Origin of the sequence: Fibrobacter sp. UWB7, from assembly GCF_900142945.1 — a bacterium.
GTDB lineage: Bacteria > Fibrobacterota > Fibrobacteria > Fibrobacterales > Fibrobacteraceae > Fibrobacter.
The window spans coordinates 1,269,177-1,290,079 of sequence record NZ_FRCO01000001.1; the positions used below are offsets into that span (position 1 = coordinate 1,269,177).

Sequence of the window (20,903 nt, forward strand, 5' to 3'; positions counted from 1 at the left end):
ACTACCTCCATTTATTCAACATTTCATTCATAGACCTTCTAGCAACAACTTCTTGAACCAGATTACTACAAGCATAATCAAAATTTTCAGGAAATAAAGTTGATTTATTCACACCAACAAGAGACAACTCCTTCAATAAATTATTTTTAGACATTTTAGGAATGACAATTCGCTCACAAAATGGATGATTTTTTGAATATTCATCAATTTCATCGCAAAAAAAGCTATGTTTTTTTGATTTACCGGAATAAACTTTATTTGGAAACAGCATATATTTTCCCCTTTGCGCAATTTGTCGCGGTGTTCTAACAGGAGCATTCACAATTATTGGCATTGAAAATATCGAAATCAATTTTTCTTTTTTATTAAACTTTTTTGCATATTCATCCGCATAACATCTAAAATATTCTTGCTTCAGCATCTCATTCTTAAATTTTTCCAATGTTGAAAAACCCGATTTATTTGTAAATCGATATGTGTCAGCAATCGCCTGCATTATTGGATATGGATTAATTTCCTGCCGAAAATTAAAAAAAATCAATATTTCGCCATCTTGATTTTCATCATTCAAGCATGCAAAAAATAATGCAACCAAAGGGTTTTCTGTCAAGTCAAGTAATCTAGTAGGAACTCCATAATGCTGCAACAGAGCTAGTTTTTCAATGGGCAATAAAGTTTCTTTAAAAACATCTGGATATTTCAAACAAGCAGATTCAATTATATCCTTTTCCTTGCCTATCAAATTATTATCGCAGCTGTCTTTTCGAGCAATCGATGGCAAAAGAGCATAATCACAGCTCGGTTGACCTCTAAAAAGAATTTCCGCATCAATACATTCCGCTATATCGTAGGGAATCAGAGTTCTCCTTATTTTTTCTTTAATAGAATCAATCTTTTTAAGACAACAATCTATATGTTCTCTCCAATTTTTTTTGCCACAAATTTTTGAATAAAGGACATTCAAAAAATCGGCTACTGATTTAATATCCTTTATCGGATTTTCTGCATGATGCACATATTCAAGTTCAGATTGAAACATTCAAAAAAAGCTCCTCTCAAACTACTTAATTCAATACATCAATTGTAATACAGATTCTTTACATCATTTTTTGCACATTCAAAACATCAAACAATGCAAGAATCAACATTTCCAAGCAGTTATAACCAAGAATATTCAATAAAAAAGTGAATAGAGACACTTGTCTCATTCACTTTCTTATAATCAATTTTTTAAGAACGAAGCATAACAATCATATTCAAAGCAATCCAAAGTATAACTCCCACCATAACACCTTTTTTTTCACCTTGATAGTAAGCATCTTCATCATAAGAATGACAAATCTTTTCAAATCGTTTCTGCGCGACAAATGCCATAAAAAGATTCACGGCGATACGCATCACCACATCCAAAGCCGAATACCACCAAATTGAGGGATCGATATAAGCCGCAGTTATAGAAATATTTTCACAAGCATGTTCAATATAACGACTTATAGCAGTCACTATTCTTTGAGGAATAAAGCAAACAAGAAAAACAAACCAAAAAAAGGATTTTCCAGACCGTTTCAGCTCCGAACGATGCACAAAATAACTAACAAACGGACCACAAAAAAATGCAGACCACATAAATTTTGCAGAAAAAGCCACACTTTTATTTTCCATTTTTTCAGACTCAGAGACAGGCTTATTTAAATCGGGCTTTTCATTTTCACCAGAAACAGAGTCCTTCACATCTGTACGTTTAAAAATATTTTTTCGTTGTTCACGATAATTTTTTTCTTCATTTTCTAGATCAAACGACATTATCAAGCCTCCTCTCTATTATTTCTAGATGCTGAATACACAGGAATTTCTACTTCTAATTTTTTTCTCAGTCTTTTCCGACTACACCAAAAGCCCCAAAGCCCCACCAACAAACTTCCCCATACTGAAGAAGTTGTCGCAACGAGAACAAGCCAAGCAAACGGATTTTGAGTAGGATAATAGCTCACTAAATCATACCGCACACCATCTATACTCGCAGAAACAAGAAGCGAATCATCTTTTCTTACATCTACAATCAAAGAATCTCCACAATTACCACCATTACATAATGGAATTTTTCGTTGAATTGTGGACCAATCAGCTTGTTGTGTTTTTTCAGCATGATTCAATGTTCGAATCAAGCGTTTCATTTCAACCTCATCTTCAGCAGAAAGAATTGTATATGAATAATCACCATCCTTATAATGAACAACAAATTGCGACGGATAAAAAGTAAAGTTAGCACCCTCGTATTTTTGAGGAGCCATCATTTCACTCCAACGCGGAAGTTTGTTACCATTAGAATCGCCAAATCCAATAGTAATCAAACAAAGAAGAATGATTGCCACCCTATTTATAATTTCATGTGCATTATTCTTTTTCATTTTTTTCATTTCCTTCCTTTTTATGATTCCGTTCTGTTTTAGCATTTTCTTCAATCCATTTTTTATCAATAGATATTATGGTATAAGTACAATCTTTGGGTTTAGCTTTTCCTGTATTTGGAATTTTTAATACATCAAGAACAGCACCTAAAAAATTACTTTTTATAGCATAGTTTACATTTTGCGATTCCCTCAAATAAGAAACTACAACACCAACAACTTTATCACCTTTTACTAAGGGTCCTCCCGAATTTCCTGGTTGTATTGCGGCATCAATTTGATATGTTTTTACATCGTCTTTATATCCTTTTCTTGAAGATATAATTCCTTTAGTAGCCTTCAGACTTCGTCCCTGTTCTTTTATCTGCGGAAAACCATACGCAACAACCTCACTACCAATGTCATATATTTTTCTATCAATAGCGCACCCATTTAATTTTTTCTTTGACTTAAGAACAGCAAGGTCAAGATTGCGATCTTCATAAACCAATTCAAGATCTATAAAAAGAGAATCAAGATCTTCCCTTGATGCAAAAAAGTATTTATTACCATCAACAACATGTTGATTTGTTACAATAATATTTGAATTAACAGCAAAACCACTTCCCGTTCCAGAATTACTTTTGGCATATTGTCCAAAAAAATCATAAAATGTTCGACTATAGAACTCTCTAGTTATTGATGCATATTTTTTTCCAAGTTCAAGAGTTATAGTCGTACGAGTAGTATCTCCTGCATAAAATCCCCTATACACCATAATTTTGTTATTTTGCGAATCAATATCCTCAAATTTATTCGTCACTATTATTGAGAAACTTCTGGGATTTTCTTCACTATCTAGTAAAGCATCTATATCTACCCGTTTATCCGATATTGCAAAATCAATTTTCCCAGACAGATTCAAAAAATTACCATCTGAATAATCATAATCGCGAGCAGAATAATAAAAATAAGCAACATCTTCAAAACGATACGTTTTTTTCACAGCATCGTTTAACGCAGACACATCAAAAGGCGCAGCCCACCCCAAATGTAAGCTAATAACACACAAAAAAACAGCTATTATACTTTTCATATTTTCTCCACTCTGCCAAAGACAGTCTTCGAGCAGCTGTCTTATTCAATAAAACCGACTTAATCCACGCTTTTTGGAAAACAAAAAAGGCATGGTGTCGTCCGGCTTATACTACGATGGCTCTGGTAAACCTGCAACTTTAAGCACAACAACTCGACTGGTTTTGCCATATGCAAAAACACAGTACAAGTCGCGGGCAAACGCCCAACGACCCACACCCGATCGGTGTGAGCGTTCGTCTTATTCCCAAGTTGCGGGCTTTCGCCCTAGAAAAATTTACCAGACTTTTCGTAGCAGGAACAAGAGTACTACTCTAATTCAATATGTCAATATTAATATAGATTCTTTATTTCATCTTTGCACGTTCAAATTTTCAAGCAAGGCTAGAATAAACATTTTTCAATGGTTAAAACCGAGTAAAATCAAAAAAAGTATTCCCCAAAGCAAAGGGAATACTTAACAAGAGAGAGATTCCCGGTCAAGCCGGGAATGACAGTTTTTTTCGGGCATGACAAAAATTTGTGACGTTCACTCCACCTTCAGCTTGGTCATGCTTTTTGCGCAAATGCCCATGGTCGATACGTTGTGCAAGAATGCAGACGTCGTCGGAGAAAGCAGACCGAAGAATCCGCCTACAAGCAAACTTGTATTGAACGTGATGATAAAGCGGTAGTTCTTCATGATGCGCTCCATCAGCTTTTGGCTCAAGAGGCGCAGTTCCACGAGGTCTTCAAGATTTTCGCGGCGGAGCGTCACATCAGCTGTTTCGCGGGCAATGTCCGAAGCATCGCTCATGGCGACAGAGACATTCGCTGTAGCAAGAGCAGGAGCATCGTTGATGCCGTCACCCACCATAATCACACGCTTGCCTTCGGCCTTCATGCGTTCCACATAATGGTGCTTGTCTTCTGGCAAGACCTGCGCGAAGAACGTATCGATTCCCAAATGTTCCGCAACGCGTTCTGCCGCATTCAAGCTATCGCCCGTCAGCATCACCACATTCTTGATACCGCTTTCACGCAGTCCGCGAATGGCATCTGCAGCTTCTTCACGCGGAGGGTCGCCAATGCAAATTGCACCCGCCAACTCGCCGCCAATGCCGAGGTAAATCACGGACGCAGCGCCTGCCTGTTGGTCAATAATCGCCTGGTTCGCTTCAGAGACATTGACCTTTTCGTCTTCTATGACAAAGTGCTTGCTTCCAATGACCACGCGCTTGCCCTCGAGCGAAGTTGCGATACCGTGCGCCACGATGTACTGCACATCGGCATGTTCTTCGGCGTGATTGATATTGCGTTCCATTGCCGCCTTGACAATCGCACGAGCCATGCTATGCGGGAAATGTTCCTCGATGCACGCCGCAATTTTCAAGATTCGCTTTTCGGAATATTCGCCAAACGGAATAATCTTTTCAAGACGCGGTTCCGCCTTCGTGAGCGTTCCCGTCTTGTCGAATACAATCGTATCGGCAAGCGCAAGCTCTTCCAAGTATTTGCCCCCCTTCACCGTCATATCCATATCCGCGGCTTCACGCAGCGCAGAAATCACGGAAATCGGCGTCGAAAGCTTAATGGCGCAAGAGTAATCCACCATCAAGATGGAAACCGCACGAGAAATATTCTGCGTCAACAAGAGCGTAAGCCCAAAGCCAAGGAAGCTGAACGGCACGATGCTATCCGCCAAATGCTCGGCGCGGCTCTGCACACTCGCCTTCAAGTCTTCGCTACGGTCGATCAGTTCCACAATTTTCTGGATTTTCGTATTGCTGTTGACCGCATGCACCTTCACGAGAATGGCACCTTCTTCAAGAACAGTCCCGGCAAAAACGATTCTGCCAGCAGTCTTCATCACCGCCTTGGATTCACCCGTCATCGTCGATTCGTTCACAAAGGCTTCGCCTTCAATCACGCGACCATCGACAGGAATCATGCTACCGGAGCGGATGCGGACCAAGTCATCGACCTGGACGTCCTTCATATCCACCAATGTATCCACGCCGTCTTTCACGACCCAGACCTTATCTACCTTGACGGCGAGGCTACCCGTCAAAGCCGTGCGCGTACGCGCCTTGGTATAATCTTCCAGCAAGCCCGACACGCCCAAAAGGAACATGACCGTACCTGCGGATTCATAATTTTTCTGGAGCAGGCTAGCACCAATTGCAGCCCCATCCAAAACATCGACGGTGAGCTTTCCGCTCATGAGCGTCGAAATTCCGCGAGCCACATAACGCAACCCGCGAACCACCGTAATTGCCGTGCGAATCGGAAGCGGTAAGAACCAACGCGACAAATAGCGCCTTGCAATCATTCCCGTGAGGCTTGCCTTAAAGCCATCATCCAATGCTTGCAACTGGTATTCCGTTTCACCATCGCATTCAGGCAATTCTTTGGGGTTGAGCGCACTTACAAAATCAAGAATCTGCTTACGGCTCGTCTCGAAATCGCCCGCCTTGGCGGTGTATTCAAAAAGGAGGCCGCCATTGACGCTACGCACCACAACACTTTTAACGCAAGGCTCACTCAAGCAAGCCTTGTGAATGCGCGCTTCATATTCACGTTCAAAAGCGTACGCCCCAGCACGCAAGCGAAGGCGACCCGGCTTATCGTAAACGATTCTGAATCTCATAATGAATCTTAAGCAAATACTGCAAGTTATCAGTCATTAGTCAATAGTTACTAGTTTAAAATTTGGCGGCTACGCCGCGATTATAAAAACCAATGACCAATGACTATTGACTAAATTACTTAATCCCTGCTTCTGCCTTGGCGTCGTTGCAAATGTCGGCAGCCTCGTCCTTCATATCCTGGAATGCAGCCTTGGCGTCAGCAGTGAACTTCATGCCATGAGCAAGTCCCTGAACAGCGAGTTCGCGGGTCTTCTTTGCCTTGAGCACCTTCTTAGCAACAGCAGAGCCCACAGCGCCAGCAATGACGAGCCAGAATTTTTCGTTTTTGAACATAGACATATGTTTCTCCTTATTAAAGAAAAATCAGCGGAGCAACTTGCCCGCTTTTAAAAATTAGATACTCTCCCTTCCAATGGCTAATTACAAATAAATTAAATACACAACTCTCACAACCCCGCACCGCAGTTGAGTTTCACGAGATTGACGCTAACATTGTTAGTAAAATTCTAACAATGTTAGACTCTCTAATTTTGTTAGAGAGTCTAACATTTCATGGATCATCGAGACTCAACAATTACGAAAGCGCAAGGACCTTACCGAGTTCACGGCACTTTTCCTTGCCAGCATCATCCGGAGCGCCTTCAATAGCGAGCGGTTCATCAGCAAGAACGAGGCCTGCATTTGCGGCATCTTCTTTCCACGGATTCATCCATTCGCCACCACCCCAGCCGTAAGAGCCGAAAAGCACGATTTTCTTACCCGAAATCTGAGCTTTCAGCTGATCATAAAGCGGCTGGAATTCGCTATCTTCAAGTTCTTCGGCACCCATTGCCGGGCAGCCCAAAGCAAACTTGTCAAATTCCTGGGCCTTATCGGCAGAAAAAGCAGACGTATTGAAAAGCGTCACATCGGCGCCAGCTTCCTTTGCGCCAGCAACCACTTCATTCGCCATAACTTCGGTGTTACCCGTACCTGTCCAGAAAATAACAGCAATTTTGTTCATTTTATGTTCCTTTTTGTTTTTTCGGTTAATTAACACGCCACAGTCAATTCTTCCAAAGAATCGCCTGATTCAAATCGTTCTCGTAAAATCTTTTGACATTTTTTGTATACTTCAAAAATGTGCATGGAATTCGGCACGTCGTTATAGACCTTCCAGCAGCCAATCAGCTTGTAATTTTTACCGCCGTACGTAATAAAATCTTTCACATCGTCAAGCGGGTAGCCCAAAAACACGCCCACTTCATGCGGAAAGCACACCGAGCGCGTCATGCGAACCTGAAAAAAGTTCAAAAGCGATTCAGCATCAAAGCAACTGTAGCCAAAACCTTTCAAAAAATTACGTACTTCGCAAGAGCATCCCAAATTCTGTAAAGCGCTATTTCGGTAGACATAAATAAAATAACGTCCACAACGTTCAGCAATAACGCGAGCAATAACGCCCTTAGGGTTCAAGGCCTGATTCCAACGAGCAAGGATATTGCAAAGCAAAACACCATCAGCAACATCAACACAAAAGAGATTGCCCAACTTGTGCCCCGCAAGAGTCGGGGCACATTGTCGAACCAAGCAGGAATCAAGGTTTCTATCCATGAACAACCCAATCATTTAGTATAAAGTCAAAAATCCCGCCGTTAGCCTTCGCCACGGCGGGATAACCTATTCTAGCATATATGAGGTAACGAAATCTATATGCTAGCCGAGCTTCTATGGCAATAGTCTCTGAGATGTATTTTAGAATTTTTCATACTCTAACTCAACTCCAAATAGACTCAAAACAATCCCTAAATTTAGATTAATCTAATAAAATTTATCTATACAAAAATCCCGCCACGACATTCATCGAGGCGGGGGATTTTCATCCTATGGCAAAAAGTTTAGAATGCAAACACAGTTTCGAGACCGAAGTAAAGACCCGTGTCATCGCCAGCGTCGTCACCAACAGGGATGTCGAGCTTAGCAAAGCCAGTCACTTCAAGACCTTCAACCGGAGTGAAGTAAGCACGGACACCTACGTTGAACGTAGAAATGTCATCGTCCTTATCAACCGAGTTCGTATGGAATTCCAACGGAAGACCAAGAGCGATTGCATCGTTAATCTTCACGCCCGGTTCGCCATAGACAAAGAAGTATTCAGGAATTTCTTCGCCATGAACGGTCGGGTTTTTGTCGTTGAAAATTGCATAGAGCACAGATGCCTTGACATTGAACGTGCCGAGATCAAGAGCCGGTTCAAAGAGCAATGCATGAGTTGCCTTCGGGGTCTTTTCACCAAGAGCGTCAATGTGTGCACCATAAACGAAGTGGAATGTAAATGCATCGAACTTCAGGTTAGCATCAAGACCAGTATGCAATTCATTGTGCTTTGCTTCCTGATAAGATTTGTAATCAAAGAACGGACGCAACACATGTTCACCAAGGCCGAGTTCGTAAGCGAGGTGGAGGTCATAAGCAACGCTTACGCATTTTTCTTCACCTTCTTCTTCAACACATATCTGATTGTCGTTGTCACCGCGACCAAAGCCGAGGCCAAAAACAAGGCCGTTAAAGTCAATTTCAAATCCTCGGATATCGTGTTCTGCCATGCCTGCAGCGTTATCTGCCGGATCATCGTAACCGTAGAAGTTGAGGAAAGCGCCTTCCGAGAAGGTCAAGTCACCAAACTTCACAGCAAATTTTTCGTTAGGCGAATACTGGACAAAAGCGCCATTGTAAATAGCGCCCGGGTCCGTTGTTTCACCATCAGCTTCAAGCTGTGCGGATGCAGACCACTTTTCATTAAATTTAACATCAACGTTCAAATCAAAAGTAGAAGCGTAGTTATGGCTCTTTTTGTCTTCATTAACTACGTCACCCGTGTATGCATCAAATTCTACTTCGCCAGAGAACTTGACTTCCGGGCCTTTAGATGCGGCTTCAGCTTCCTGAGCAAGCGCCGGAACGGCAAGGATAGATGCAGCAGCAAGGCCAAACAAGAGGTTGGATGTTAAACGAGTCTTCATTTTGTCTCTCCTATGACGGTTTGTATTTTCCTTTTTGTAACACCCCGTCAGGTCTTTTACATTTTGTGTTACAAAACTCTAGGCTTTTCGCCCTTTTTACTCTTCTTAAAGCAAAGAGCGTGCCAATTATTTTTCAGTTCGTTCCATTCAGAATCATTTTTTTCTGCGCCCATTGTTAGTTTACCCTATCTTTGTTAGTTTAGTCTAATTAAGAGCGTTTAATTAAGGGCTGGCAGGTTTCGGGCCTACCAGCCCTTAATAATGATTCTTGACTCAAATGCAATTAGTCTTCGAAACGCCCTTTCTTATTTGCGCTCATACCAAAGAGCTTAAGGAACACGAATGTTGCCACAAGCACGATGATCGAGCTTACAATCCAGAATACATTGCCACCAACCGGCACCTGGTAGAGGAGCACCGCGACAGCCCAAGCGAGGATCGTCTGCACCACAGCCATCAGCACACCGAGTCCAAGGCCGATTTCGCGAACCACGACACCCATCGCAGCAAGACACGGCACATAGAGCAAGATGAAGATGAGGAATGCAAACACCTGCCAGTTAAATCCATCGACCGGGTTTCCGTTCTTGTCCGGGTTGTGGAAGTAAGAGCGGAGGTTGGCATAGATGTCAGCCGTTTCGCTCAAGTCGCCTTCTTCGAGAGCGCCGATTTCATCTTCGCTCAGCGTGAGGCCTGCGGCAGCGAGCTTTGCAAAGACTTCTTCACGAGCCTTGTCGGCACCTTCATCTTCGCTGAAGGTTTCGATAGAAGCGTACTCTTCGCAAGTAATCGCTTTTGCATCAAGAATCTTATCAAGCGTGACCTTCTTGAGTTCTGCGGCATTCTGCGCTTCGAGTTCACCAGATGTTCCGAGAATGTCCGTGAGAGAGCCGAAGACTTCACTCAAGTTTTCCGGAATCGTGCCAAGGGCTTCCTTGAATGCACCGAGAATATCCGGAGCACCACCTTCTTCCTCTTCTTCGGCAGGGCATTCGTCCACGCCTGCGATAAGGGGCTTTTCTTCAGCTGCGGCAGGAGCTTCAGCAGCCTTTTTAGCAGCAGCACTGTCTGCGACGACCGCGCTATCAGCGACTGCGGAATCAGCAACAGCGACTTCACTGGATCCTTCGCTCTGCTCAGGATGACGAGCGTCAGCACTATCAGCAACTGCGACCGGTTCTGCAGCAGGCGCCGGTGCTTCAGCCACCTTTTCAACAGCGGCAACTTCGGCAGCCTTCGGAGCTTCAGCAGCATCGCCAGGGCCAGCCATAGAGTACAGCGAGTTCATCGTACCAATCACAGCTTCCTTAGCAAGGAGGCCAGTGAACAGCGACACAGAAGCAGGCCAGTTGTTGGATTCAACACCGAATGGTTCAAAAACCGGGGTAATTGCCTTACCGATTACAGAAAGCAAGCTGTTTTCGGAATCACCGTTACCCGCCGTAAATTCGCTTTCCGTCTGGACCTTGGATTCGTCAATCACGACACCTTCAGGGAGCGGCACTTCCTTTTCGTCCTGCACCATAGCATAACCTTCTTCGCTCTTCACGATTTCGGTCTTTTCGCCATTGATTTCGGTGTAGAGTTTGTCCACAAAGCCAAAGCTGTTGAGGAAGCCAAGTATTGCAACGGCAATCGTAATCACCTTACCGGCGCGAATCACGTAGTCACGCAAACGGAGCCAAGAGTGGATCATGAGCGACTTGAACTTCGGCAAGTGATAAGGCGGCAGCTCCATGACAAAGTTGCTAGCCTCACCCACAAACAAGGAGCGGCGAAGAATCAAGCCGTACACGATCGCAAAGAGAACGCCCGCGAGGTAGAGGGCAAACACGACCGTCCCTGCCTGCGTTCCAAAGAATGCAGCTGCAAACAGCGCATACACCGGGAGGCGAGCGCCGCAACTCATGAACGGCACAAGGAAAATCGTGAGGAATCGTTCACGCTTGGATTCGAGCACGCGAGAGCCCATAATGCCCGGCACGCCGCAACCAAAGCCAACCATCATCGGCACGAATGCACGGCCCGGGAGTCCGAGGAATCGCATAAAGCGGTCCGCGACAAAAGCCGCACGTGCCATGTAACCCGAGTCTTCCAAGAAAGAAAGGCAGAGGAACATGAAGAAGATGACCGGAATGAACGTCGAAACAGTCTGGATACCGGCACCGATACCGTCAGCGAGGATTGCAGACACAAAGCCCGGCGCATGGAACACATCCGTGAGCAAGTAGCCAAGACCATCCACAAAGATAGCGCCAAACAGCACGTCAAAGAAATCAATGAACGCAGAACCAATCGTCACTGCAACCCAGAAGACCAGGTACATGACCAAGAGGAAAATCGGGAGCGAAGCCCAACGGTTCAAAAGCACGGAGTCAAGCTTATCGGACCAGGTTCTCTTGGAACGGTTCGAAAGAATCGTCTTACCTGCAATTTCGTGAGCCAAACTGTAGCGTGAATCCGCCATCGCAAATTCGCTTTCTTCGCCGAGAATCTGCGTGACTTCGGCCTTGTTAATCTGCACCTTGGCTTCGGCAAACTTGTCCGCATAGCTCTTTTCGTTGCCCAAATACATGAGCGAAACCCAGCGGGCATCCGCATCCAAAAGCTTTGCAACCGGCTCGACCTTCGGCTCCAAATACTTGACAGCAGCTTCAACCTTCTCTCCGTAATCAATCGCCTTGGGCGTCATCTTCTTGCCCGCAACAACATGCGCCATTTCGCTGATGAAGTTCGTGATGCTTCTTTCGTTCACGGCAGAAAGCGGAATCACCGGCACACCGAAACGTTCAGCGAGGATATCCAAATCCAAATGCAAGCCGCGCTTTTCCGCGATGTCGATCATGTTCGCCGCAATCACCATCGGGATCTGCATATCGACAAGCTGAGAAGTCAAGAACAAGTTACGTTCGATATTCGAAGCATCAATGATATTGACAATGAGGTCCGCTTCGCGAGTGAGCAAGTAGTCCACAGCGGCGCGTTCGTCTTCGGCATTCGCGAAAAGCGCATAAGTACCCGGCAAGTCCACCACGCGGATATGCTGGTTACCGAGTTCAAAAAAGCCTTCCTTCTTTTCGACAGTCACGCCCGGCCAGTTACCAACACTCTGGCGAGCACCCGTAAGGGCATTAAAAAGAGCCGTTTTACCGCAGTTCGGGTTACCGGCAATTGCAATAGTAAAAAGCTTCGGAGCCATTAGACCCTCTTCAATTTAAGAACGTTCGCTTCTTGTCTGCGAAGCGACAAACGATACGACAAAACACTCACCTCAATCGGATCCCCGAGAGGCGCAATCTGCAAGACTTCAAGCGTTACACCACGGACAAGTCCCATAGACAAAAGCTTGGACTTGTAGCGGGCATCGCCCTCATTGTAGCCGACAATTTCAACCTTGTCGCCCTTCTTGAGATCCGAAAATTTCGGTTCCAAATCCCACTTTTTAGTTTGCGACTTGCCGCCGCAACCACAATTACAACCCATTGTTATTTTCCTTTTTTTGCCTTTAATGCATTCGCCTTTTTCGCAACGGCGCCTTCATTTCCTTTTTTCATGAAGTCTTCGATGGTCGAAAGGGTTTCAGCCGAAAGAATATGTTCCATGCTGCAGGCGTCCTTGTCCGCAATAGCTTCGGAAACGCCGAGACGGATTAAAAAGCCCTTCAAAAGAATATGGCGGTTCAGCACATCGGCTGCCGCCTTACGCCCTTCTTCGGTGAGTTCCACACCGCTATAGGGTTCCTGAGTCACAAGGCCCAGCTTTTTAAGTTCAAGAATCGCTTTTGCCACAGAAGGCATCTTCACAGAAAGGGCGGCGGCAATATCCTTGACACGGGCAATCCCGTTTGCCAAGCGAAGCATATGCACCATTTCCAGATAGTCTTCGAGGCTCTGGCTGAGCTTTACGTGATTGTTTTCCATATTTGATGATCCTTTAAACGTTAACGTCGCCTAATTTTATTAGACAAGACTAAAATTAGTAAGCCAAGGCTAATTAGTCAAGGCTAAACTTTTATACTTTTTTACTATTACCCTAGCAAAAGCCCCGCTATAACGGGCGTAAATCCTTATCTTTTACATATATATGGAGAATTTGACCATTTCTAAGGAAATTTGGGCATACCCTTATTAATATGCGGTCTTTGCAAAAAATTTGCCTTTTGCTAGATTTCATGCATGAACTTCCTTGAGCAAAAAATCCTTGCCGATGGCGTAGTCAAACCCGGCAACGTCCTTAAAGTTGACAGTTTCTTAAACCACCAAATTGACATCCGCCTGATGCAAAAAATCGGCGAAGAGTTCAAACGCCGTTTTGCCGACGTCCAGTTCAATAAGGTGCTCACCATCGAGGCAAGCGGTATCGCCATCGCGGCATTCATCGCCTACCTGAACGATGTACCCGTGGTATTCGCCAAGAAGGGCCAGACCGTCAACAGCACCGATGACAAATACGTTGCCAAGGCATATTCCTTCACGCACAAAAAGTTCAACGACATTTTCGTTTCGCGCCCGTACCTCAAGCCGACCGATAAAATCCTCATCGTAGACGATTTCCTCGCTGACGGTGAAGCCAGCAAGGCGCTCATCGACCTCGTGAAGCAAGCAGGCGCTGAACTCGTCGGTGTCGGCATCGCCATCGAAAAGGGCATGCAGCCCGGTGGAGCAAAACTCCGCGCCGCAGGCGTCCGCCTCGAATCCATCGCCATCGTCGATAGCATGGACCCCGAAACCGGATTCATCAAGTTCCGCGAACAATAATCATAGATTGCCGCAGGCAAAGCATTCAAGGTAAAGCATGAAGACTTCGGACAACATCTACCAGCTTGACGGACGCGTTCCCCTTTTACAGGCAATTCCATTCGGCTTGCAGCACGTGCTCGCCATGTTCGTGAGCAACATTACGCCGATCATCATCCTTGCAAACGTCGTCGGGATTGAAAAAGGCCTCACCGCCTCGCTTATCCAGAACTGCATGATTATCGCAAGCATCGGTACGCTCATCCAGCTCTACCCCGTCTGGAAAATCGGCTCCCGCCTCCCCATCGTCATGGGCATCAGTTTCACATTCCTCTCCGTTTCCATTTCCATCGGAGTATCGCAAGGCATGGGAACGCTCATGGGCGCCGTCATCGTTGGCGGTATCGTCGAAGGACTTCTCGGCCTCTGCGCCAAATACTGGCTCAAGCTCATCCCGCACATCGTCGCGGCCACCGTCGTGACCTCCATCGGATTTTCGCTACTCCCCATCGGCGCTAATTCATTCGCAGGCGGTCAAGGCGCCGCTGACTTCGGTTCTGCACAGAACTGGATTGTCGGAAGTGTCACGCTCCTCACTTGTTTGCTCACGCAAGTTTTCGCCAAGGGATTCCTCCGTTCGCTCTCCGTGCTCGTCGGCCTCATCGTCGGTTACATTCTCGCACTCTGCATGGGCATGGTCGATTTCTCGGGCATCACAAACAACGGCTTTTTCGCACTCCCCAAGTTCCTCCCGTTCACCCCGGAATTTAACTTGGGCGCAATCCTCTCCGTCATCGCCATCTATCTCGTGTCCGCCACGGAAACCGTCGGTGACTCCAGCGCCCTTTGCAGCGGTGCCCTCAAACGTCAAATTCATAAAGTCGAAATGGGAGGCGCCATCAGCTGCGACGGCTTTGTTAGCTCCATTTCCGGACTCTTCGGCTGCACCCCGATTACATCGTTCAGCCAGAACGTGGGCCTCGCCTCGCTCTCTGGCGTCGTGAACCGCTTCGCCATCGCGACAAGCGCAGGCATCATGCTTCTCGGCGGCCTCTTCCCGCCCGTAGGGACCCTCCTCACGACCATCCCGCAAGCCGTTCTCGGAGGCTGCACCATCATGATGTTCGGTTCCATCCTCTTCGCAGGATTCGGCATGATTGCGAAAAGCGGCTTCTCGCAGCGCAACATGATTATCGTTAGCTTGTCCTTAAGCACCGGGCTTGGATTCACATCAGCATCGCAGATGTTCAAAATCTTCCCGCAGATTATCCAGACCATCTTCGCCGAAAACTGCGTGGCCGTCGTATTCCTCCTCGCTGTTGCATTGAACTTGGTATTACCTAAGGACAAGGAAGAAAAAGCAGCAGAAGCGAAATAACCATTAAACAAATTTTAATTAAAAACCCAGCCAAGCCGGCTGGGTATTTTTTTTGCACATTACTTTTCCCCAAAACTCACGCCGAATGACTTTGGCATCACGATTTCCTTATAGGCATGCATCAGGTAGTCATCGGTCATTCCAGAGACGTAGTCAGCGACAATGCGCGGGAGCGATGTCGTTTCTCTGTACTTTTCGCCCAGCGATTCGCACCAGTGATTGATTCCTGTAGCCTTTTTCACGCCAGACTTGAGTTCATCAAGGCATTCGTCCAAAACGGTGCAGAACATCATCTTGATTTTTTCGTCCTGGGTTGACTTTTTCGGATTCAAATAAATGTTTTTGTAGTTCCAGTTTTTCAGCTGGTTAAGCGCATCGAAAACTTCAGGCGAAAAGACGAGCGTTTCTTTGTCTAAACTATTATTGACAAGGTCTGTAATAAGCGTGTTGACGATTTCGCTATTTTTGCTTCCGAGAATTTTCGTGATTTCTTGGGGGATATCTTCGCGCTTCACTAGTTTCAAGATGATGGCATCTTCGATGTCGCGGCCAACATACGCAATCACGTCCGAAATTCGCATGACGCATCCTTCCAATGTCATCGGGACCATCTCTTTCGATTTCAGCGTTCCGCTTAAGCTGTTTTTGTACTCTTCCAGCAGTTTTTCTGGAGTCTTGCTACGGTTGCAGCCGTATTCGTTTTTCAGGATTTCGCCGTTGTGACAGATGATTCCGTCGAGCACTTGCGCGGTAAGGTTCAGTCCTTTGCCGTACGCTTCGAGGTCATTGAACAGCCTAAAGCTTTGAACATTATGTTCAAAAATTCCTTCTCCGCAATCTTGCAAAAACTTCGAGACAATCCGTTCGCCATCGTGCCCAAAAGGCGTATGGCCCACATCGTGACCTAGCGAAATCGCCTCAATCAAGTCTTCGTTCAGATTCAAAAAACGTCCAATGGTCCTTGCAATTTTCGCAACCAGCTGCACGTGCAACACGCGGTGCGTGATATGGTCATTTTCAACAAGGCAAAACACCTGAGTTTTATCAATGTATCGGCTATAGCAGTAGGAATGGATAATCTTGTCTGCATCGCGGGAAAAGTTCGGGCGGATATCGCCCGGCACTTCGTGATAGCGAATTGCGGAAGCGGACTTGCAGGCGTATTCTGCAAGCGAGTTTTCCTTTTCCATCAAGCGGGATTCAATTTGTTTCTTGACCGAGGCGTTCCATTCCATAAAGCAATTCCATTTGGGTTTTAGATTACAGAAATATACATTTTCAGCAAAAAAGAGTACGCCCCTAAATTTTGACAAAAACTCGCCCACTTGACATTTTTCACTCAAAGAACGATATTTATAGAAAACACATTAGGTAATTATGCAAAACAGAATTGACTACAAAAAATTAAATATCGAAGTTTACGAAGACACAGCAGAGCGTTGCCGCACAAATGCACGATTGCGTGAATCCATCGCAAGTTCCACCCGCGAACAGAAATTTACCGGCGAGGCAGAAAAAGTCGTTGTCGAGAACCGCAACATTTTCGCAGAAAGCGCAAAAATTATCGTTTCACAAAAGCGAACGCTCGAAGCCGCCAAAGCATACGCAGGCACAAAAGTCGCTGTGCTAAATTTTGCATCGGCATCGCACCCGGGAGGCGGCGTTACAACCGGAGCAGGCGCCCAAGAAGAAAGCATTTGCAGATGTTCGACATTGCATCCATGCCTAAAGGCCCCCCAAATGGAAAAGTTTTTCTACGAGCCGCATTGGCACCAGAAAAATGCGCTCCACAACGACGACTGCATTTACACGCCTGGCGTAACCGTCATCAAGACCGACACATCATCGCCCGAATTGCTTGACGAATCGGACTGGTACAATGTCGATGTTATCACCTGCGCTGCACCGAACTTGCGCAACTTCGAACGTAAAAAGGATTTACTCGTCGATAAATACGGCAGCGGTTCAATCACTGACGAAGGCTTAAAGCAGCTGCACATCAAGAGGCTCCGTCGCATTTTGGACATCGCAATTTTGAATAAAGTCGAAAGCATCATTCTCGGAGCATTCGGCTGTGGCGCATTCATGAACGATCCAAGAATCGTCGCAGAAGCAACCGCCGAAGCCCTCAAGGATTACCTGCACGCGTTCAAGAATATCGAATTCGCCATATTCTGCCGCCCAGGATTCGAGCAGAACTACAAAGAATTCTGCAAATTGAAAAACATCAGCCAATTATAAATTAAAACGATTTTCCATATTAGAATGCAAAAAGACCGCAGCGGAAAGCTACGGTCTTTTTATAAATCACTGGACCCTTCCGCCATGACGCTTTCCGGCTATTCATAAGAGCATCCATAGAATGATACCGAATATTCACACAAGCGTCTATGCGAGGAACCTCCAATGAGACGAGGATGATATTAAAGAAAGCCGAGAGTGTCTTCCATAACCCAACTAGTTTTTATTAGCTAACCGCCCAAAGCTTTCCAAAATTTTCTCATCGCTAGGCAATTTTATCGGTTTTCTATGCCTCGCAACATCTTCGACAATAGGCAACAGAGCGTTTTTTGCGAATTGTTCACGATTACTAGATGCATACATATCTCTTAAAAAGTCAGGAATATCTCGATCTTTGAATCGATCCATCACTTTTTTCGCATCCTCTTCTCCCAACAAATAATCCGTGCACATATCAACAAATTGATTTTGAACGATTTCCAACATTTCTTCAGCATCATCCTTTATAAATCCATCAAGAATTGCTCCCGACGCTTCGGACGCAACGGCACCTCCGGTAATAGCACCTACAACCCCTCCTACAATACCTCCTACAACATTTCCGACTCCAGGAATTATCGAACCCAACGTAGCACCAGCCGCAGCCCCTCCAAACCAGCCACCTGTTCCGCCAGCCACTCCACTAGCCGTTTTAGCAACATTCTTAAATAATTGGGCTCCCGAAATTTTGCCATTGAACAAACGTACTAAATCTACCGATGACAGCACCGCAGTAACGGCAATCGCCGTAACAAAATTTCCACGAAGCAACTTGCTCACATGATTTGCTGCAGCAGCCCCATACAGAGCTTTGCCACTTCCAGCAGCAAGATACGACGCTGCCTTAGGCCCCATAAACTTTACAGCAGCATCAGTCGCACCACGTAAACCCTGCTCTAGCCCTGTACGCCCTAATTGAGCACTCAAAACACTACTAATCCAAGTTACTCCGCCGACCTTTAAGCCAACCAAACAAGCTTCTTCGGCAGCATCATCAACGCTGCTACCATTCCAAATAGAGGTTGCAAAAGTCAGCACAGACGAAACTCCCAAAGACGTAAATGCAACAGAAATTCCATTCACGGCATCATATGTCAAACTCTCCACTGTTCCAAATTTTGCAATATTTTTGACCTGTTCATAGGTAAAAGCACCCTTTTTTACAATATTACGAGCTTCATTAGGATCCGACACCCCAGGGATTTGTCCTCGCCTAATTCTATTTTCCATTGCCTGCACGGCATCCTGATATTTGTCTGAAGGCACCTCAATTTGCATCGGAGAGCCATTCTTAGACATATAACGAAATTTTCCCGCAGAATCAAAACACTCTTCTATACATTTAGAGCCTGTTCGGCAATATTTCGACTGAATTTCAATGCCATCCACAAGCCTATCCGCCCCATTCAAGGCATTATCACCACCCACAAGTTTTGCATCTTTACCCATAAATTTATCATACATGTGGTTAGCTTTTTCTGCAGCAATTCCATGCCCTCTTTCCGCAGTGAAAATGACATTATCAGCATAGTTTTGTGCAGCAGAGTTTATTCCTGCACCAAGTCCTGCATTCTCAGTATACTTATTTTTATTCGAAGGCTCTTCCATTTGCTCCGACGCTCCATTTTTAGGCATATCGCTATCATCTCCAAAAATACCAAACGCTTCACCTACACATTTTCCGAAAAACCGTGCAGCACCACCCACAGTCATCACATCGTTAAAAGCAGGCTCATCATACTTGAGAGCTGCAGTTTCCTTCAATACTTTAGGGGCAACAATTTTTTTACCCGCGACAATCTTAACGCTCTGTTCTCTACTTGATATTTTATCCCTAGCAGAAATAAACATCCCACCAAATGCACCGATATCAAGAGTTACTTCGACTTGGCGCTTGCCATGCCACGAAACACTTGGCAAATCCTTTAAAACCAATGTACAAAGTGTTTGATTTTCGCAAGCCAATGTACTTTCTCCCTGAAGCACATGAACCATTACAGATGATAATTTATCATCTGTTGTAGAGAAAACCATACTTTTCTTGGTTGGAATCGTGGTATTATGATCAATAAGTTTGGCCATCGTGCCATCATGCATTTCCACACCAACAGAATGCGATAGAACATCTAGAAGAAGAACATCCTTTACTTGCTCGTTTCCACTTAAACACGCTCCTTCAATAGCAGCGCCCATTGCAGGAGATTCGTCTGGATTAACAGTCTTATTCGGCTCTTTGCCAAAGAACTTGCGTACAGCTTCTTGAACGGCAGGAATACGAGTAGAAGCACCAATGAGAAGTACATCGTCAATTTCGCTCAAGGAAAGACCAGAGTCCTTGATAGCCTTGCGACAGACATCCACAGAGTGCTCCACAAGATGAGCCGTAAGCTGATCAAACTTTGTACGGCTGAGGGTGAGGTTGATGTGTTTCGGGCCAGAAGCGTCAGCAGTGATGAACGGAAGGTTGATGTTCGTAGAAGTCGTAGCAGATAGGTCAATCTTAGCCATTTCAGCAGTTTCCTTCAAACGCTGGAGAGCCACTTTGTCCTTCTTCAGGTCAATTTCAGGATTATCCTTCTTGAATTCGCTATAAATCCAATCCATGACAACTTCATCAAATTGATCTCCCCCCAGCATAGCGCATCCATTCGAAGCCTTCACATCATACATTCCATCATCGATCACAAGAACAGAAACATTACAGAATCCACCACCAAGATTATACATTACAACATTCTTTTTCTCTTTGCATTCCAAACCATAAACAAGAGCTGCAGCAGTTGATTCATTTATTACACGAAGAACTTCAAGGCCAGCAATTTTTCCAGCTTCCTTTACAGCTTCCTGCTGAAAGAAATTAAAACATGCAGGAACTGTAACAACAGCAAGTGTTACCGGCTGAGCCAAATAATCTTCCGCCATTTTTTTTGCATTCTGAAAAAGCTTTGCCAAAACCTCAGAAGATGTAAATCGTTTGCTATCAACCTGCACTTGAACAAGTTCGGAACCAGCGCCAACGAGTTTGTAAGGCACATTCTTTTCAACAGCAGAACATTCAGCTACGGTACGGCCAACGAAACATTTAATAGAGGAAATCGTCTTTTCCGGGTTGGTGATAGCTTGGCGCTTTGCGTCATGGCCGACCAAGCATTCGCCATTCTTGCCGAATGCGACAATGGACGGAGTGGTGCGGAAGCCTTCAGCACTAGCGATAACAACCGGGCTTCCATTTTCAAATACAGATACACAGCAATTAGATGTACCTAAATCAATACCAATAATTTTACTCATTTTTTTACCCCTATAAAAAATTTTCAGATTCATCCGCACAATTCCATTTCTGCGAACGAATCTTTTTTAGCAAAAATATAATCTAAAACAACACAAAGAATCAG

At 45.1% G+C, this 20,903-nt stretch carries 17 protein-coding genes; 3 read left to right on the plus strand and 14 right to left on the minus strand.

Annotated elements, in window-relative coordinates; genetic code table 11:
* Nucleotide 1: 1 nt before the first annotated feature.
* From BUC30_RS05320 to BUC30_RS05375, 12 genes are all read right to left on the minus strand, one after another.
* On the minus strand, nt 2-1,039 hold the full coding sequence (locus BUC30_RS05320) for an FRG domain-containing protein (protein WP_073423852.1): 1,038 nt from the start codon (nt 1,037-1,039) through the stop codon (nt 2-4).
* A gap of 191 nt (nt 1,040-1,230) precedes the next feature.
* Nucleotides 1,231-1,803, minus strand: coding sequence for a hypothetical protein (locus BUC30_RS05325; protein WP_073423853.1), 573 nt, complete (start codon nt 1,801-1,803; stop codon nt 1,231-1,233).
* Between the two features lie 2 nt (nt 1,804-1,805).
* A complete protein-coding gene (locus BUC30_RS05330) occupies nt 1,806-2,417 on the minus strand; it encodes a hypothetical protein (RefSeq protein WP_073423854.1) in 612 nt (203 codons plus the stop codon).
* Nucleotides 2,395-3,483 carry a S1 family peptidase gene (locus BUC30_RS05335; RefSeq protein WP_073423855.1) on the minus strand — a complete coding sequence of 363 codons (1,089 nt, stop codon included), beginning with the start codon at nt 3,481-3,483 and terminating at the stop codon, nt 2,395-2,397. The genes BUC30_RS05330 and BUC30_RS05335 overlap by 23 nt, the downstream gene beginning before the upstream one ends.
* 528 nt (nt 3,484-4,011) lie before the next feature.
* Entirely contained in the window at nt 4,012-6,111 is a 2,100-nt protein-coding gene (locus BUC30_RS05340; RefSeq protein WP_073423856.1) for a heavy metal translocating P-type ATPase, read from the minus strand.
* Nucleotides 6,112-6,226: 115 nt separating this feature from the next.
* The gene (locus BUC30_RS05345; RefSeq protein WP_073423857.1) at nt 6,227-6,451 is read right to left on the minus strand and encodes a DUF1490 family protein; all 225 of its coding nucleotides are present in this window, start codon (nt 6,449-6,451) and stop codon (nt 6,227-6,229) included.
* Nucleotides 6,452-6,686: 235 nt separating this feature from the next.
* Complete coding sequence (locus BUC30_RS05350; RefSeq protein ID WP_073423858.1) at nt 6,687-7,115, minus strand: flavodoxin; 429 nt, start codon at nt 7,113-7,115, stop codon at nt 6,687-6,689.
* A gap of 29 nt (nt 7,116-7,144) precedes the next feature.
* Entirely contained in the window at nt 7,145-7,705 is a 561-nt protein-coding gene (locus BUC30_RS05355) for a DUF3793 family protein (RefSeq protein ID WP_073423859.1), read from the minus strand.
* Between the two features lie 284 nt (nt 7,706-7,989).
* On the minus strand, nt 7,990-9,114 hold the full coding sequence (locus BUC30_RS05360; RefSeq protein ID WP_073423860.1) for a hypothetical protein: 1,125 nt from the start codon (nt 9,112-9,114) through the stop codon (nt 7,990-7,992).
* Between the two features lie 283 nt (nt 9,115-9,397).
* Nucleotides 9,398-12,313 (minus strand): ferrous iron transport protein B, encoded by a 2,916-nt coding sequence (gene feoB / locus BUC30_RS05365; protein ID WP_073423861.1) that lies wholly within the window; start codon nt 12,311-12,313, stop codon nt 9,398-9,400.
* Entirely contained in the window at nt 12,313-12,597 is a 285-nt protein-coding gene (locus BUC30_RS05370) for a FeoA family protein (RefSeq protein WP_015732083.1), read from the minus strand. The genes feoB and BUC30_RS05370 overlap by 1 nt, the downstream gene beginning before the upstream one ends.
* Nucleotides 12,598-12,599: 2 nt before the next feature.
* Nucleotides 12,600-13,034 (minus strand): metal-dependent transcriptional regulator, encoded by a 435-nt coding sequence (locus BUC30_RS05375; RefSeq protein WP_073423862.1) that lies wholly within the window; start codon nt 13,032-13,034, stop codon nt 12,600-12,602.
* Nucleotides 13,035-13,289: 255 nt separating this feature from the next.
* Between BUC30_RS05375 and BUC30_RS05380 the strand changes: the two genes are divergently transcribed.
* Entirely contained in the window at nt 13,290-13,871 is a 582-nt protein-coding gene (locus BUC30_RS05380) for a xanthine phosphoribosyltransferase (protein ID WP_014546335.1), read from the plus strand.
* Between the two features lie 37 nt (nt 13,872-13,908).
* A complete protein-coding gene (locus BUC30_RS05385) occupies nt 13,909-15,228 on the plus strand; it encodes a nucleobase:cation symporter-2 family protein (RefSeq protein ID WP_073423863.1) in 1,320 nt (439 codons plus the stop codon).
* A gap of 59 nt (nt 15,229-15,287) precedes the next feature.
* On the opposite strand, the gene BUC30_RS05390 is transcribed toward BUC30_RS05385, so the two are convergent.
* Nucleotides 15,288-16,463: a deoxyguanosinetriphosphate triphosphohydrolase family protein gene (locus BUC30_RS05390; protein WP_073423864.1), complete on the minus strand. Its 1,176-nt coding sequence runs from the start codon at nt 16,461-16,463 to the stop codon at nt 15,288-15,290.
* A gap of 142 nt (nt 16,464-16,605) precedes the next feature.
* Between BUC30_RS05390 and BUC30_RS05395 the strand changes: the two genes are divergently transcribed.
* Nucleotides 16,606-17,469 (plus strand): TIGR02452 family protein, encoded by an 864-nt coding sequence (locus BUC30_RS05395; RefSeq protein WP_073423865.1) that lies wholly within the window; start codon nt 16,606-16,608, stop codon nt 17,467-17,469.
* Nucleotides 17,470-17,685: 216 nt separating this feature from the next.
* Here the strand turns inward: BUC30_RS05395 and BUC30_RS16180 are convergent, their stop codons facing one another.
* Nucleotides 17,686-20,799 (minus strand): Hsp70 family protein, encoded by a 3,114-nt coding sequence (locus tag BUC30_RS16180; protein ID WP_211518004.1) that lies wholly within the window; start codon nt 20,797-20,799, stop codon nt 17,686-17,688.
* Between the last annotated feature and the right edge of the window lie 104 nt (nt 20,800-20,903).

What these genes read in the sequence shown, in the direction of transcription:
- BUC30_RS05375 (WP_073423862.1), bottom strand. Translation starts at nt 13,034, where the DNA reads ATGGAAAACAATCACGTAAAGCTCAGCCAGAGCCTCGAAGACTATCTG.
- BUC30_RS05395 (WP_073423865.1), top strand. Translation starts at nt 16,606, where the DNA reads ATGCAAAACAGAATTGACTACAAAAAATTAAATATCGAAGTTTACGAA.
- BUC30_RS05325 (WP_073423853.1), bottom strand. Translation starts at nt 1,803, where the DNA reads ATGTCGTTTGATCTAGAAAATGAAGAAAAAAATTATCGTGAACAACGA.
- BUC30_RS05350 (WP_073423858.1), bottom strand. Translation starts at nt 7,115, where the DNA reads ATGAACAAAATTGCTGTTATTTTCTGGACAGGTACGGGTAACACCGAA.
- BUC30_RS05360 (WP_073423860.1), bottom strand. Translation starts at nt 9,114, where the DNA reads ATGAAGACTCGTTTAACATCCAACCTCTTGTTTGGCCTTGCTGCTGCA.
- BUC30_RS05320 (WP_073423852.1), bottom strand. Translation starts at nt 1,039, where the DNA reads ATGTTTCAATCTGAACTTGAATATGTGCATCATGCAGAAAATCCGATA.
- BUC30_RS05335 (WP_073423855.1), bottom strand. Translation starts at nt 3,483, where the DNA reads ATGAAAAGTATAATAGCTGTTTTTTTGTGTGTTATTAGCTTACATTTG.
- BUC30_RS05370 (WP_015732083.1), bottom strand. Translation starts at nt 12,597, where the DNA reads ATGGGTTGTAATTGTGGTTGCGGCGGCAAGTCGCAAACTAAAAAGTGG.
- BUC30_RS05330 (WP_073423854.1), bottom strand. Translation starts at nt 2,417, where the DNA reads ATGAAAAAAATGAAAAAGAATAATGCACATGAAATTATAAATAGGGTG.
- BUC30_RS05380 (WP_014546335.1), top strand. Translation starts at nt 13,290, where the DNA reads ATGAACTTCCTTGAGCAAAAAATCCTTGCCGATGGCGTAGTCAAACCC.
- BUC30_RS05390 (WP_073423864.1), bottom strand. Translation starts at nt 16,463, where the DNA reads ATGGAATGGAACGCCTCGGTCAAGAAACAAATTGAATCCCGCTTGATG.
- BUC30_RS05340 (WP_073423856.1), bottom strand. Translation starts at nt 6,111, where the DNA reads ATGAGATTCAGAATCGTTTACGATAAGCCGGGTCGCCTTCGCTTGCGT.
- BUC30_RS05385 (WP_073423863.1), top strand. Translation starts at nt 13,909, where the DNA reads ATGAAGACTTCGGACAACATCTACCAGCTTGACGGACGCGTTCCCCTT.
- BUC30_RS16180 (WP_211518004.1), bottom strand. Translation starts at nt 20,799, where the DNA reads ATGAGTAAAATTATTGGTATTGATTTAGGTACATCTAATTGCTGTGTA.
- BUC30_RS05355 (WP_073423859.1), bottom strand. Translation starts at nt 7,705, where the DNA reads ATGGATAGAAACCTTGATTCCTGCTTGGTTCGACAATGTGCCCCGACT.
- BUC30_RS05345 (WP_073423857.1), bottom strand. Translation starts at nt 6,451, where the DNA reads ATGTCTATGTTCAAAAACGAAAAATTCTGGCTCGTCATTGCTGGCGCT.
- feoB (WP_073423861.1), bottom strand. Translation starts at nt 12,313, where the DNA reads ATGGCTCCGAAGCTTTTTACTATTGCAATTGCCGGTAACCCGAACTGC.